The organism is Paenibacillus sp. J22R232 (assembly GCF_056269165.1).
Genome location: NZ_JBWDNK010000003.1, coordinates 567,311 through 582,033 on the forward strand (window position 1 = coordinate 567,311; position 14,723 = coordinate 582,033).

The 14,723-nt window shown below is 48.6% G+C and carries 15 protein-coding genes; 13 read left to right on the forward strand and 2 right to left on the reverse strand.

Translation table 11 applies throughout. The features are described from left to right. The first annotated feature begins 108 nt into the window (after window positions 1–108). The 7 genes from AC0YN3_RS13525 (at window position 109) to AC0YN3_RS13555 (ending at window position 8,520) form a co-directional block, all read left to right on the forward strand. Window positions 109–1,272 (forward strand): GntR family transcriptional regulator, encoded by a 1,164-nt coding sequence (locus tag AC0YN3_RS13525; protein ID WP_475775546.1) that lies wholly within the window; start codon window positions 109–111, stop codon window positions 1,270–1,272. Window positions 1,273–1,466: 194 nt separating this feature from the next. Further along, entirely contained in the window at window positions 1,467–2,777 is a 1,311-nt protein-coding gene (locus AC0YN3_RS13530) for an ABC transporter substrate-binding protein (RefSeq protein WP_475775642.1), read from the forward strand. 65 nt (window positions 2,778–2,842) lie between these two features. Further along, window positions 2,843–3,730 carry a carbohydrate ABC transporter permease gene (locus AC0YN3_RS13535; protein ID WP_475775547.1) on the forward strand — a complete coding sequence of 296 codons (888 nt, stop codon included), beginning with the start codon at window positions 2,843–2,845 and terminating at the stop codon, window positions 3,728–3,730. 15 nt (window positions 3,731–3,745) lie between these two features. After that, a complete protein-coding gene (locus tag AC0YN3_RS13540; protein ID WP_475775548.1) occupies window positions 3,746–4,633 on the forward strand; it encodes a carbohydrate ABC transporter permease in 888 nt (295 codons plus the stop codon). Between the two features lie 41 nt (window positions 4,634–4,674). Beyond that, entirely contained in the window at window positions 4,675–5,718 is a 1,044-nt protein-coding gene (locus AC0YN3_RS13545; RefSeq protein WP_475775549.1) for a glycoside hydrolase family 76 protein, read from the forward strand. Continuing rightward, on the forward strand, window positions 5,715–6,752 hold the full coding sequence (locus AC0YN3_RS13550; RefSeq protein WP_475775550.1) for a glycoside hydrolase family 76 protein: 1,038 nt from the start codon (window positions 5,715–5,717) through the stop codon (window positions 6,750–6,752). The genes AC0YN3_RS13545 and AC0YN3_RS13550 overlap by 4 nt, the downstream gene beginning before the upstream one ends. A 142-nt stretch (window positions 6,753–6,894) precedes the next feature. Then, window positions 6,895–8,520 (forward strand): glycosyl hydrolase family 18 protein, encoded by a 1,626-nt coding sequence (locus tag AC0YN3_RS13555; RefSeq protein WP_475775551.1) that lies wholly within the window; start codon window positions 6,895–6,897, stop codon window positions 8,518–8,520. 178 nt (window positions 8,521–8,698) lie between these two features. Here AC0YN3_RS13555 and AC0YN3_RS13560 read toward each other — a convergent pair whose 3' ends face one another. Continuing rightward, on the reverse strand, window positions 8,699–9,559 hold the full coding sequence (locus AC0YN3_RS13560; protein WP_475775552.1) for a helix-turn-helix domain-containing protein: 861 nt from the start codon (window positions 9,557–9,559) through the stop codon (window positions 8,699–8,701). A 98-nt stretch (window positions 9,560–9,657) separates the two neighbouring features. Between AC0YN3_RS13560 and AC0YN3_RS13565 the strand changes: the two genes are divergently transcribed. The 6 genes from AC0YN3_RS13565 to AC0YN3_RS13590 all read left to right on the forward strand — a co-directional run bounded on the left by AC0YN3_RS13565 (window position 9,658) and on the right by AC0YN3_RS13590 (window position 14,084). Next, window positions 9,658–11,967, forward strand: coding sequence for a glycoside hydrolase family 95 protein (locus tag AC0YN3_RS13565; RefSeq protein ID WP_475775553.1), 2,310 nt, complete (start codon window positions 9,658–9,660; stop codon window positions 11,965–11,967). A 186-nt stretch (window positions 11,968–12,153) separates the two neighbouring features. After that, window positions 12,154–12,621 (forward strand): hypothetical protein, encoded by a 468-nt coding sequence (locus tag AC0YN3_RS13570; RefSeq protein WP_475775554.1) that lies wholly within the window; start codon window positions 12,154–12,156, stop codon window positions 12,619–12,621. Window positions 12,622–12,703: 82 nt separating this feature from the next. Then, a complete protein-coding gene (locus tag AC0YN3_RS13575) occupies window positions 12,704–13,204 on the forward strand; it encodes a hypothetical protein (protein WP_475775555.1) in 501 nt (166 codons plus the stop codon). Continuing rightward, window positions 13,201–13,530: a hypothetical protein gene (locus tag AC0YN3_RS13580; RefSeq protein WP_475775556.1), complete on the forward strand. Its 330-nt coding sequence runs from the start codon at window positions 13,201–13,203 to the stop codon at window positions 13,528–13,530. The genes AC0YN3_RS13575 and AC0YN3_RS13580 overlap by 4 nt, the downstream gene beginning before the upstream one ends. 28 nt (window positions 13,531–13,558) lie before the next feature. Further along, window positions 13,559–13,741 (forward strand): DUF1572 family protein, encoded by a 183-nt coding sequence (locus tag AC0YN3_RS13585; protein ID WP_475775557.1) that lies wholly within the window; start codon window positions 13,559–13,561, stop codon window positions 13,739–13,741. A gap of 115 nt (window positions 13,742–13,856) precedes the next feature. Further along, window positions 13,857–14,084 (forward strand): hypothetical protein, encoded by a 228-nt coding sequence (locus AC0YN3_RS13590; RefSeq protein WP_475775558.1) that lies wholly within the window; start codon window positions 13,857–13,859, stop codon window positions 14,082–14,084. Window positions 14,085–14,399: 315 nt separating this feature from the next. Here AC0YN3_RS13590 and AC0YN3_RS13595 read toward each other — a convergent pair whose 3' ends face one another. After that, the gene (locus AC0YN3_RS13595; RefSeq protein WP_475775559.1) at window positions 14,400–14,609 is read right to left on the reverse strand and encodes a DUF6199 family natural product biosynthesis protein; all 210 of its coding nucleotides are present in this window, start codon (window positions 14,607–14,609) and stop codon (window positions 14,400–14,402) included. Between the last annotated feature and the right edge of the window lie 114 nt (window positions 14,610–14,723).

The following is a 14,723-nucleotide window of genomic DNA, read 5'->3' on the forward strand; positions in this document are numbered from 1 at the left end:
CTTGTTTGTTTATTATGGATGAAATCGATTGCAAAACAATTACAAATGATATAACATGATATATTATTAACGATACGCTTATACGCTGGAATGGAAGAGGGGCTCGCAATGAATGAAACTTCATCTAAACCGATGTACGAAAAAATATTTGAATCCGTTAAAAAACAAATTATTACGAATGTTTACGGAATCGGCGAACGGATCCCTTCGGAGAAGGAATTGGCGGAAGCCTACAAAGTTAGCCGAATCACGAGCAAAAAGGCGTTGGAGCTGCTTACGAACGAACGCTTGATTGTGAGAAAACCGGGAAGAGGCTCTTTTGTTGCCGATCCTGAAACGGATTTCGGACCTGTACCATCCCAATCCCAAGCTGCGACTTCGGCGTTCACGGCGGATATGACGACGATCGGGCTCGTCATTACAGATTTCGGCAACAGCTACGGTACGGGATTGATCTATGGCATGGAAGAAGCATCCAGAGCGCATGATTGTTTTCTCGTGCTTCGCAGATCGTTCGGCATTCCTGCCAATGAAGAGCTTTCGATACAGAAGCTGCTTCATCTAGGTGTGGACGGGTTAATCGTGTTCCCGGCACAGGGCGAATATTTTAACGAGGAAATATTAAAGCTCGTCATTAGCCGATTTCCGCTGGTGTTGATCGACCGCCATCTAAAGGGCGTGTCCGCCGCTTCTATCAGCACCGACAATGCCGCAGCCGCGCGGAAAGCGACGGCATATTTGTTCGAGCTAGGGCACCGCCACATCTCCTTCCTATCCCCGCCGCCTACGGATACGACAGCGGTTGAGGACCGCGTAGAGGGCTTTATCCAAGCGTTTGCCGAGCATGGGATTGCCGTAGATAAAGATTTGTGGGTAAGCGACCTCACTTCTACGCTGCCCAATTCCTTCAACGATAACAACATCGAACAGGATGTTGAAAGGCTGATGGCACATTTGAAGCGCCGTCCGGAAATTACGGCACTGTTCGCGATTGAATATAATATTGCGCTGCTTGCGAAAGCGGCGGTGGAGAGGTTAGGTCTCCGCATTCCTCAGGACATCTCGATCATTTGCTTCGACAGCCCGCCTACTGGCCTCGGCGGCGGTTATGCTTTTACGCATATTCGGCAAAACGAAGAGGAGATGGGACGTTTGGCCGTCGGCCATGTGCTGCGCATAATGCAGGGGCAAGCCGTTCCCAATAAGGTGATGCTGGAAGCGGATTTGATTATCGGTGATTCAACTGCTACAGCACGCAAGGAGTACCCTTGATGGCCAGGGGTATTTTTTTTGCACTCAAACAGCCATAAAATGATATATTAGCTTGTAAAATGTCGAATTAAATTCATATTGACATACACACCTCATACTAATATACTCAATTTATGAAAGCGGTTACGTTTTACCGAGAATAACCTCTTTCGCAGCATAAACATAAATACGAAAAGGGAGGCACGGCAATGAAAATGAACAAATGGTTAATGACAGGGACAGCGATGCTGCTCGTCATAGGGCTTCTTGCAGGATGCTCGGGCAACAACGCAAACCAGAAAAACACAGACGGTTCTACGAATGCGGAGGGCGGCAATAAAGCAAACGCAAAGGCAGTGGAATTGACCTTCTGGGGCGATTGGGGCGGCGAGGGACAAGCGCAATTCGAGACCATGGTCGATGCCTTCAATAAATCGCAAACTAAAATACATGTCAAATATGTCCTGCAGCAGGATATGATTACGAAATTTCTAACGGCTGCAACGTCTGGAGGTTCACCGGACATTCTGTTCTGGGACCGCTGGCGGACTTCGCTTTACGCACCTAAAAACGTACTGCATCCGATTAATGAGTACTTAGAGCGTGACGGGATTTCGCGCGATGATTATTACGAGGAATCGCTGAAGGAGCTTTCCCTGGACGACAACCTATACGGCCTGCCGCTTACGGTCGATGCACGCGCTCTCTTCTATAACAAAAAGCTGCTTGCCGAGGCTGGAGTGGAGCCTCCGAAAACATGGGATGAGCTGGCAGACGCCGCTGCCAAGCTCACGAAATGGAATGGAAGCAAGCTGGAGGTAGCAGGCTTCTCGCTTGGCGACGTCGGTTTGTTCAATATGTATTTGCAGCAAACGGGCGGGCAAATGCTTACCGAGGATGGAAAAACGAATTTCAACAACGATAAAGGAAAACAAGTGCTTCACTATTGGGACCGGTTGTTAAACCAAGATAAAGTATACAAAGTAGGCTTCGAGCAAGGGCTCGGAGAAGGCCAAGATGCATTCGTAACCGGCAAACTGGCTATGCAGTATACGGGACCCTGGATGCTAAGCACATATAAGAAATACGGCAAGGACTTGGATTTCGGAATCGTTCCGCCTCCTGCGGGGCCAAACGGCGACAAAGCAAGCGTAATGGGCGGCTTTGGACTGGTCATTCCCGAAGGCGCGAAACATAAAGAAGAGTCATGGGAATTTATTAAATGGTGGCTTGCGAATAAAGACAACGCGCTGCTCTGGGCGAAAACAAGCTTGAATATTCCGGGCTACAAGCCTGCGCTGGAGGATCCGTTCTTCAAGGATGACCCGTTCTGGCAGCCGTTTATGGAGACGCTTGAATTCGCAAAGGTACGTCCGAACCATCCAGGCTACTCCGTGATGGAGGGCGATGCCCTCACGCCGAACTTACAGCTGTTCCAGCAGAACAAGCAAAGCATCGAGGATACGCTTAAGAAAGCGCAGGATCAAGGCGATAAGCTGCTGCAGGATAACCGGGAAGCGAAATAAAACTAGCGTTCGTCAATTAGAAAGGGAGGGATACCTCCCTTTCTCCAAGTGAAGGGAGAGTTTTTATGGCTTCCGTAAGAAAGCTGGAGCGTCATCAGGCAAGGACAGCCTATTTGTTCATCACTCCGACCATGCTGCTGTTTCTTGTGTTTACGGTAATTCCGGTCATTATGGCGCTTTATTTGAGCTTCACCAACTATGACGTATTGAGCCGAAAAGACTGGGTGGGCTTTGATAATTACCGCCGTTTGCTCGACGACCAATTATTATGGGTAACGTTCAAAAACGTCTTTCTGTACGCGGTTATATTCGTACCGTTCAATATTATCATTTCACTTGCCCTAGGCATTCTGATGAATCGGGCGTGGCGAGGCATTAAGCTGTTTCGCACGCTCAATTATTTGCCAACCTTAACGTCTTCCGTAGCGGCGGCAACCGTCTGGATTTGGCTTCTGCATCCCGAGTTCGGCTTGGTTAACGGACTGTTGTCCTACGTGGGAATTACGGGCCCTGCGTGGGTAGCCCAGACGGAGACCGCGATGCTGTCCATTATTATGGTAACGCTATGGCAATCGGTCGGCTCCAATATGATCATCTACCTTGCCGGCTTGCAAGGGGTTCCCGATTATTTGTATGAATCGGCGAGGCTGGACGGAGCAACCAAGGTCGACTGCTTCCGGTTTATTACTTGGCCGCAGCTCAGGCCAACGACATTTCTGGTTAGCACCTTATCGATTATCGGTGCGCTGCAATTGTTCGATCAAGCATTCGTGCTTACACAAGGCGGGCCTGCCAACGTGACCAAAACGCCGGTTTATTTGATCTACCAGCAAGGCTTCAACCAGCTGCAAATGGGCTATGCGTCAGCTCAGGCGTTCGTATTAGCCATCGCCATTCTTATTTTCTCCATCATTAATATGAGAATAACAAAAGCGGAAGAGTCCGTTATATAGGGGGGAGAGCTGCAAATGGAAACGGTTGGAGATACTCCTCTCAGCAAGGGGATAAAGAAGACGGTCTATTATGTCGGATGTGCTTTGATTGCGATCGTCATGTTTTTGCCTTTTTACTGGAGCGTGCTGACCTCGTTTAAGCCAGACGAACAAATCTTTGCGATGCCGATCCAGTGGCTGCCGACCGACATTACGTTCGAGCATTACAAGAAAGCATTTACGACGGTGCCTTTCGGTTTGTACTTCTGGAATTCGTTCGTTCTAGCCGCGGCGGGTGTATGTTTTAACCTGTTTCTGGGATCGCTCGCCGGTTACGCCTTCGCTAAGCTGAAATTCAAGCTGAGCCAGCCTTTGTTTCGCGTCTTGCTGGCGGCGATGATGATTCCCGGCATCGTGACGATGATTCCGAGCGTGTACGTCTTGCAGCATCTGCCGCTATTCGGCGGCAATGATCTGCTCGGCTCAGGAGGGCACGGGCTAATGAATTCCTTCTGGGGGATCATTCTCCCGGGCGCTTCCGGAACGTTTGCCGTCTTCTTTATGCGGCAGTTTTTTCTTACCTTGCCGACAGACATGCTGGAGATGGCACGGATCGAAGGCTGCGGGGAATTTATGATTTTCTGGAAAATATATTTGCCGCTTACGAAGCCCGCGCTTGCTACGCTAGGCATCTTTACGTTTCAGGCAGGCTGGAACAGCTTTCTTTGGCCGATGATCGTACTGAATGATCCCGCGAAAGCGACGGTCCAAATGGGCCTGCAGGCATTTTCCTACAATTTTCAGACGGATTTCGGACCAATGATGGCAGGCGCGCTGGTTGCCATACTGCCGATCTTGATTTTATTTCTGCTTTTGCAGCGTTACTTTGTTCAAGGCATCGCATTCAGCGGTATTAAAGGATAATCAGCTAGCGGGATGAATAATGACCTAGGGGGAGAAGTTACATGAGCCAAATGGCAATCGGAGTATGGGAGAAGCGGGCCGATGAAGCACAGATAGCGCTGGAGCGGTTTTTCTGGAACGGCGAAATAAAAATGTACAATATCGAAACGCCGTGCCCGAACGGCATTTGCAACACGATATTTCATTATTGGTGGATGGCGCATGCGGCCGATGTATTGGTTGATGGGCTGGTTAGGACGGGAGCCCCTCATTATGCGGACAGATTAGCCCAGTTCTATAACGGCATCGTTGAGCGAAACGGCGGAGCGTTGCCAAACGAGCTTTATGACGATATGGAGTGGATGGCGCTTGCATGGCTTCGCGCTTATAAAGCAACCGGGGAAGAAAAATATAAGGCAGCGGCATTGGAGCTGTGGGCGGATATCAAAACGGGCTGGAACGAGCATATGGGGGGCGGAATCGCTTGGCAGAAATCCCAGCTAGATTATAAGAATACCCCTGCGAACGCGCCAGCAGTCATATTAGCCGCCAAGCTGTATCAGGAGTTCAAGGCCGACGATGACTTGGCGTGGGCATTGAAAATCTACAAATGGCAAAAGGAAAAATTAGTAGATCCAGAGACTGGCTTCGTATGGGACGGGATGAATCGAAACGGTGACGGCGCCGTTGATAAAGAATGGAAATTCACGTACTGCCAAGGCGTGTATATCGGGGCTGGCGTAGAGCTTTTCCGTGCAACTGGCGATCAAAGCTACTTGCAGGATGCAAGCCGTTCCTTCCGCGCTGCCGTTGCAGAGCTTGCTGATCCTGCAACAAGCGTGCTGCCGGATGAGGAGACAGGCGACGGCGGTTTGTTTAAAGGCATCCTCATCCGATATGCTGCTGAGCTGGTGAAGGAAACCGGGGATACGGGCGCCTTTCAGCTGCTTCTGCGCAATGCGGAGCAGCTGTGGTTGAATGGGAAGTCGGAGGGAGAGGCGCTGTTTAACCATAATTGGACGGAAAAGCCTGGCGAGACGGTAACGCTCAGCGTGCAGCTCAGCGGAATCATGCTGCTGGAAAAAATGGCGGAGAACGAGCGATGAGCACGAACAGCCGAGTTGACTTCGTACAGGATGCTTTGTTCCGCCATTACTGGAACGAAGAGTCAAAGATCATGAACCAATGGTATCCGAAGGAGGCGAGCCCGCCTCATGAAAACTATTATTATTGGTGGCAGGCGCATGTTATTGACGTATTCGCCGATGGGCTAAACCGTACCGGTGACCGGAAGTATCAAGATCGGGTTGAAGCGATTTACGAGGGTATTCTGGCTAGCAATGGCGGGACTTTCCTCCACCATTATTACGATGACATGGAGTGGCTCGCGCTAGCCCTGCTTAGAATTTATCACATTACCCTTGATGAGAAGTACAAGAGGAGCGTCCTGGAGCTGTGGGCAGATATCCAAACCGCTTGGAGCGACCAGATGGGCGGCGGCATGGGCTGGAACAAGGGACAAAAGGATTATAAAAACACGCCGGCCAACGCGCCGGCTGCCATATTAGCCGCAAGGCTTTACCGATCCTTCGGAAACGAGGCCGATCTAGACTGGGCTATCCGTATCTATAAGTGGAACAAGGATTATCTCGTCGATCCGCGGACGGGCTTCGTTTGGGATGGATGGAACCGCAATGGCGATATGCAAATCGATTATGACTGGGCGTTCACCTATTGCCAAGGCGTATTCATCGGCGCAGGGGTGGAGCTGTACCGCTGCACGGGAGAGCCGCACTATCTGGAGGATGCAAAGCGTACCGCAGAAGCTTGCTTTGATCGGTTCGCGAAGCCTAATCAGCTTATATTTCCAGATGAAGGAATCGACGATACGGGCTTGTTCAAAGGCATATTGATACGGTATTTGGTGGAGCTGCAGCGTGAAGCGCCGGATATGAACGTGATTAGGGATATTATAGAAGCAAATGCTGCCGTTTTTGCTGCAAAAGGCTTGGAGCCGCAACGGGGATTATGCGGCCCATCCTGGGAGAAACACCCCGAGTTGCCTGTCCAATTAAGCGTGCAGCTGAGCGGCGTCATGCTGCTGGAAGCCGCGGAGTTAGTCAAAAAGACAGATTCGTAGATGCATTGAAGCTAAAACAAGTGATAGTTTCGCCTTCCTCTCCATAATATGGTTCAGTTGGACTTTCGATGGGAAATGAGCTATTATACTATCGACCAAATGAATAGAGTGATAGATTTGCTCTAATGAGGAGTTGGATACGTTGAAGCTTAGGGGAAAAACGGCCATTTTAATCGGATTACTAGTCGTATTATTAATAGGGACTTCCATGCAGGCATTCGCATACGAAGCGCAATTGAAGCCGTTTCGCGATGTGAAGGAGCAGGATTGGGCGGCGGAATCTATCTACCGGCTAGTCGCGATGGGCATTGTGACCGGCTATGAGAATGGAACCTATCAGCCGGATACGGTACTTACGAGAGAAGCGTTTGTTAAGCTGCTGACGCAGTCGGTCAAGCCGCAGGCAGAGAAGGAAAGAACGGCCTCCCTTAAGGATGTGGCGAAGGATCGCTGGTCCTACGGGGTAATTAAACAGGCATATGATGCTGGCTGGTTGGATGTGCTGATTCAGGACGGCAAGTTTAATCCTGCACAGGCGATTAAGCGTGAAGAGGTTGCAGCGTTGACCGGATTCGCCTTGCTGCAAGGAAAATCCGCAGAAGAGAAGCAACAATGGCTGGATACGGATTGGAAGGCAGCAGACAAGCAGGCGAATTACGCAGATAAGGCGCAAATCGATAGCAAGCTTGCGCCATATGTGATGCGGACGTACGCGGATTCCATCATGCAAGGCGATGATAAAGGACGGTTTCTTCCAGGCAAATCGTTGACGAGGCGTGAAGCGGCTGCTACGGTCGATCGGTTGATCAGCTTCCGCAGCCAAGGCAAGCAACTAGGCATCTCCGCCTTTTATGCACCGTCCGGACCATACAAGAAACCGGAACGCTTTGCGGGTGCCGGCGAGATTATCTTCGATTGGGCCAAGCTGAGCTATGAGGGCGCAGGCAAGGCGTCGCTTGCGTTTGCGCCTCCCAGCGATTGGAAGCAGCTGCTTGCCGCAGCGGATGCTGGCGGCTCCGAGAAGACGCTTATGGTATTCGGCAATACGACGCTGAACAAGCTGGGCGAATTCGTCGTAGATGCCGAAGCGCGCAAGTCATTCGTAAATGCTTTGGCAGATGTACTCCTTGATCCGCAATATGGGTTTGATCGGGTTGCCATTGATTTGGAAGGGCTTGTCCCGGCTACTTTGAAAGAGCCGTTCACCGAGCTCATTCGGGAAGTGAAAAGCGCGGTAAGCGAGACAACTTTGCTTACGGTAGTTGTTCCGCCCTCCTATTATTATGGCGGTTACGATTATAAAACGCTTGGTGAGCTCGCTGACACGGTGGTGCTGATGGCTTACGAATTCACTCACGAGGAGAGCGGCTTGCCTTCCGCTCCGCTCACGCTGGTAGGCGACGCCGTACGTAACGCGCTTGCGTACATTCCCGCTGATAAGCTGCTGCTTGGCATTTCCAAGCAAGCGAACCAATGGACGACTGCTGCAGACGGAACGGTTGAGTTTTTCCGCTCTCCGTCCATAGCGGCTGTCGAAAGCAGAATTGCAGCCGAGGGGACTGTCTCTACGATGCAGCTGCCATACTTCCTTAATCGCATCACGTTTACGGATACGCGAGGAACGCATTTGCTATGGTACGAGAATTCGGAGAGTATCCAAGCGAAGATGCGATTGGCGCAAGCCATGGGTCTGCGCGGTGTTGCAATTTGGCAAATTAATCAGCTTACCGATGCGGACTGGACGATCATTTCTTCGTTTAACAAGTAGCAATAATAATGATGTTATACAAATGAATAACTTATATTGCATTAACGATAGAGGCAGTCAAGGACGTTCATTCGTCCATGGCTGCCTCTGTTTCGATTAGGGGATGAACCTTAAAGTAAATCTTACTTTCATCCCATTAATGCTTAGTTTCATCCATCGTCAGTGCATGAATGCGCTTTTATAATAAAGGCAGCGACGATATCGGCGCCGATGAGGAGTACGCCGACCGATATTCCGTAGGGGAAAGACTTGTTTCTTTGCGAAAAAACTTAGTAAAGTGATTCGTTTCCTTGAAGCCGCATTGGTCCGCTATGTCCTTGACGCTGAGCGAAGTGGTCGTAAGGAGCTGCTTTGCCCTTTCGGTTCGTTTGCGGTTCACGTATTTGAGCGGCGGGATGCCAAAATGCTTTTTGAAATACGCGCTGAAATAATTCGGATGCAGATGGAGAGCCTCTGCCATTTGATCGATGCTGATGTTCAGATGGAGGCGGCTGTCCACAAACTGCTGAATAATATTCAAACGGCTCATTTCCTCCGAACGGTGCTGGAGCACTTGAATCGGTACCGATTCAAGGTAGCGGCTGACGATCTCTAGGAGGATCGCTTTCTCGCGGAGCCGGGCTACAATCGTCGGCTGTTCATGCCAGGCAATCAGCTCCTGGAATAAGGCTGTCATGCGGGAGTGATCATCGATATCCAGGCATAAAGGAACGCCAATCCATTGAAACAGGTCGAAGGGGCCCGCCAAAATGCTGAAGTGGCACCAATATTTCAAGTATGGTCGATTATTGCGAGCTGAAAAGGATATGCGGGTATGGGCGGGGGTCAGAAAAAGCTGACCGGGCTTCGGATAATAATCGACGTTGCCGATGCGAATCCAGCCTTCACCTTCGCAAATGTAATACAGCTTATTATAATCGGGCGTTGAATCGGTTTCAGCCCAGTTCATGGATACTTGCGTTTGATGGGCGATAATCAATTGAAGCTGCAGGGATTGAAGCAAATCGGATAAAGCATGCTGTTCGTTTTTTCTCATCATGGCCGTGCACCGCCGTCCGGTGGTTTTAGTAGGTATACACTCATAGTAATAGATTGCTAGGGCAAAGAAAAGCTAGATTCATGGAAGGGGATATGAGGATGACAATACAAAGGGAAAGCCGGTTATGGTACAAGCAGCCTGCTGCAATATGGGAGGAGGCATTGCCGATCGGAAACGGGAAGCTGGGCGGCATGATATTCGGTCATGCGAAGCAGGAGCGCATTGCACTGAATGAAGACAGCGTATGGTACGGCGGGCCGCGAGATCGCAATAACCCGGATGCTTTGCCGCATTTGGAGCAAATCCAAGGGCTGCTCAGAGAAGGACGGCTGCGCGAGGCGCATGATTTGTCCGCGATGGCTTTGTCAGGCGTGCCCGAGACGCAGCGCCATTATATGCCGCTAGGCGATTTGCAGCTATCGTTTCGTTATGAGGGTAACGGGGAAACGAGTGAATATGTGCGTGACTTGGATGTTAACAAAGGCATGGCTTCGGTTTCGTTCCGAATAGGCGAAACGGTTTTTCGCCGGGAACATTTTGCGAGCTTTCCGGATGAGGCGCTCGTTACAAGATTGACATCGGATAAACCCGGAGGCATCAGCTTTACGGCGCGTCTTCTTCGCGGAAACAATCGTTATTACGATGAATTGGTGAAGGCCGATAATAACACGATTGTCATGAGGGGGATATGCGGCGGCTCGGGCGGCTCCGATTTCCGAATGGCGCTGCGCGCGGCTGCCGAAGGCGGCTCTATCACGATCATTGGCGAGCATCTTGTCATCGAGGGTGCTGACAGCGTGACGCTGTTCATAACGGCTGCCACCTCGTTTCGTCATGCTGACCCCGAAGCTTATGTGCTTGAAACGGGCTCGAAGGCAGCACAGCTCAGCTATGAAACGTTGAAAAAAAACCATATCGACGATTTCGTCCGGATATCGGGTCGGGTGAGCCTGCAATTAACGGACGCCTCTTCTGCCGGTGTTGAAGGCTTGCCGACGGATGAGCGTTTAAGGCTTGTCCAAGAGGGCCATGCGGATAGCGGGCTTGTAGCCTTGTACTATCAATACGGTAGATATCTGCTCCTATCCAGCAGCCGGCCTGGCTCGTTGCCAGCGAATCTACAAGGCATATGGAATGATAAGATGCTGCCGCCATGGGACAGCAAATATACGATAAACATTAATGCGCAGATGAACTATTGGCCAGCCGAAGCAGGCAATATGGCGGAATGCCATGAACCGCTGTTCGAGCTCATTGAACGGATGCGGGAGCCGGGCCGGATTACAGCCAAGACCATGTACAATTGCGGAGGCTTCGTCGCTCATCACAATACGGACATTTGGGGAGATACGGCACCTCAAGATATCTATTTGCCAGCTTCCTATTGGACGCTTGGAGCAGCATGGTTTTGCCTGCATTTATGGGAGCATTACGAGTATGGGCTTGATTTGGCTTTCTTGGAAAAAAGCTATCCGATCCTTCAGGAGTCGGCACAATTTTTCGAGGAGTTTCTGACAGAAACGGAAGAGGGCTTGCTCGTGCTGAATCCGTCTGTTTCGCCGGAGAACACGTATAGGCTGCCAAATGGCGAATCGGGCACGTTATGTATTGGCGCTTCCATGGACAGCCAGATTCTGTATGAGCTGTTCACGGCTTGTTTCGAAGCTGCGAAAATACTAGAGTTGGAAGCAGCTGAGCAGAACCGCTGGGAACGGATCCGTGCGCGCTTGCCAAAGCCTGCAATCGGCAAGCATGGGCAAATTCAAGAGTGGATGGAGGATTACGAGGAGGCAGAGCCTGGCCATCGGCATATTTCACATCTATTCGCGCTTCACCCCGGCAAGCAGTTTACCGTGAAGGGTACGCCGGAATGGGCAGCGGCAGCCAGAATAACGCTTGAACGTAGGTTGGAAAGCGGCGGCGGTCATACGGGATGGAGCCGTGCTTGGATCATTAACTTCTGGGCAAGGCTTGAGGATGGCGAGAAGGCGTATGAGAATGTGCAGGCGCTGCTAGGTCACTCGACGCTGCCCAATCTGTTCGACAATCATCCGCCTTTCCAGATCGACGGCAACTTCGGCGGCACGGCGGGCATTTCAGAGATGCTGCTGCAAAGCCACGCTGGCTATATCCACCTGCTGCCGGCTATGCCATCCGCATGGAAAGACGGCGAGATCACGGGCCTGCGCGCCCGTGGCGGCTTCGAGGTGGATATCCGCTGGTCAAGCGGCAAGCTTGCGGGAGCACGCATTCGTGCGACCGCTTCGAATAGATGCGTCCTGTTTGCAAGCGGAGAGTTGCTGATCTCGAAGGACGGCCAGGAGCTAAGCAGCATGCAATATGAAGACGGTTGTGCGGTATGGCAGGCGGTAGCTGGCAGCGAGTATGTCGTGACGATAAGAGAATAGTGATTTTACGGATAGATGGCCTGCACGGTAATGTGTGGGCTGTTTTTTTTGTTCCATAGTGAGAGGGGAAGGTTAAGTCATTGTGCTGCAGCAATCCAGAAGCTGATGGGAGGGATATCGTGATATGATGGAAATGAGAGGTAATTATTTTTTTATGCGAAGTGAATCGTTAAGGGAGGAATGCAAATGGAACAAATATATCGAAAAAAAATCTTATTCTCAGCTATACTACTGTTGATTGTTTTCATAATAGTTGCAATTAGATTTGCTAAATTAAATATAGGATTAGGTTCGGCTAATCCATATAGTACCGAGATACAACCGGTTGTTGATAGATTTCCGCTTTTAGAAAAGGTAGAAAAGGTTTACTGGCAGAGTGAACCAATAGGTGATCAAAATTTTGGACCGAGCTCATACCGGATGAAAGGGTATGTTTATATAGATAAGGGTGTCATAGACAAGATTAAAAAAATGTACAAATGGCAAGAGGTTAAAGACGTAACAACATCTTTTCAATTGGAGCATGAACAAATGCAAGAACCGCATTGGTTGTATAGCGCAGAGTATAATAGTTACATTAAACCATCTAATTTTATTGGATATTTTCATATGGATATAAATAATGATTTGTTTTACTTTGAAGTTGAAAGATAGGATTGAAAATGAATGAAATTCAAAATTGAGAAAATATCTGTGTCAGATGCGGCGGATATTATTACTTCATTTGTAAAGGATGATGAGTTTGGAAATTAATTTAAATCGCCCTTATGGCGTGATTAAGCATAATATGACAACGGAGAAGTTAGTAGATTTGATCAGTTTATTTATTGACAATGATTCGATTATTTTATTTTCATTTTATGAAAGGAATTTGCGTTTAATAGATGTGAATATTCGTGAGTTCATCTCCGAGAGACGTGTCTTTGAGAACTCAGAATGGGTGTTGCCTTGGGGAATATCTATCGCTCATTGGGATGAGCCTAATCAAACGTCGCCACAGATAATATGGTTTTCGGCAATGACAAAAGAAGAAATGATTAAAGCAATCGAAATCGATTACCTATTTAGAAGTATTGTTATTAAGAAAGGTAGTACATTTAATCAGTATTCCAATGTTTTATTTCATCAAGAACACTATTCGTTAATGGATGAGGAAAACTATGACTATTATTTAGGATTTACCAATAAAAATTCGTTCCTTGCAGCGTCATTTTCAAAACTGGAGGGTCTATCATGACGATGCCTAAAAAAGGTACGCGAAAGATAACAGTCGGAAATACAACGTACAGTTGGCTCATTTCTGCAACTTCAAAGGGACGCATAGTATTAATCGCAGAGCATAGTGAAGAAAAGGGCCAAAAGCTTGAAGTGCATATCGCCTCGGACATTAACGATTACTGGGTGGAGTTTCCCCATGTGGAGCAGTTGAACTTAAAGTTCGTCAAGCCTTCAGAGGTTGCCGCAATTTTAACGGAAGCGATAGAGAAGGGCTGGCGTCCTGAGGAATACCGGCCGTCGCTGCTTTTTAACTGGATTAATCGTGAGTTGGTTGCTATGAATTAACGTATTGTTAAGTTTGGGAGGAAATGGGATGAGTTATGCTTTTAACAGAGATTGGCTGCTGCATCAATTCGATGAAATCAGAAGACGCCTCCAATTAGCGATCGAGCAGCTTGATGATGAGCAGTTGAATTGGCAGTCAGAGGAATGGAGTCACAGTATCTCCGTGCTGATTAAGCATATTGACGGCAACATTGCGGAGCGGATCAAATGAACACTCTTGGGACGGGTTCAATTACAGCGTTCAAGATAGTTCGGGGACAAGGGGCACGATTACATTTAGCTCGGATTATATTGTCGCTGCCTTTAGGGATGATCACAGTGAACGATTGAAACAGATGAACATACACAAAGATGCTATTCACTTTTTTGAAGGTGCTCCACATGCAGTGATAGAGATAGCAGAAAGCGAAGCGTTGCAATATCTATTGGATGATGTTGAAGGTTGTGTAAAACCGCTAATAACATCTTCATTTTGGGGAACTGAAGAGCTCTGCTTCTCAATCGACTCACAAGAAATTCTTATTGAACAAGGAGCACATCTACTAGAATATTAAATTATGGATTGGGAGACAGCGATTGATGCTTGGAAAGAATATTATGATATGTTACCTAAACAAATTGAATGGTTAGTTTCCGTTTACAACCGAAAGATAGCCCGACCATCGGGACTATTGTTTTATCAAAAAAAGAGATAGATCTAATAGGAACAAATGATGATATAGGGTTAAAAGAGAGCAAAATATCGTTCGGAGAACTTGGAATAATTTGGGCGTGAATTTACGTGCAAAGGAACCTTGAAGGGCTTGCAGCCCTTCAAGGTTTTTTATTGTTCACATGCAGAGCCAAATAAAAAACCGCCTATGCGGCGGCTAGTTAAAGAGAAGGGGCATAAAAACAAAAAGAAAGACGATCAGCACAATAACGCTGCTAATTCGAGTCATGAGAATGTACGCGTCACTGGGCTCGGATCTGCCTTTCACCATCCATCCGTATCTCATGAACCATCCGAATTTAGGGAAGAAAATATGAAGTAATGCAACGAGGATAAATAGAAAAGCAAAAATCACCATTGTCATCATCTCCCTGCACGTATTTACGTTCCATTATCAGTATATGTTCCAGCATGCCTGAACGCGTGCACAAACGAATAGCTATGCCTTGCAAGTAAAGTCGAGCGCCGCATTGTTTCACAC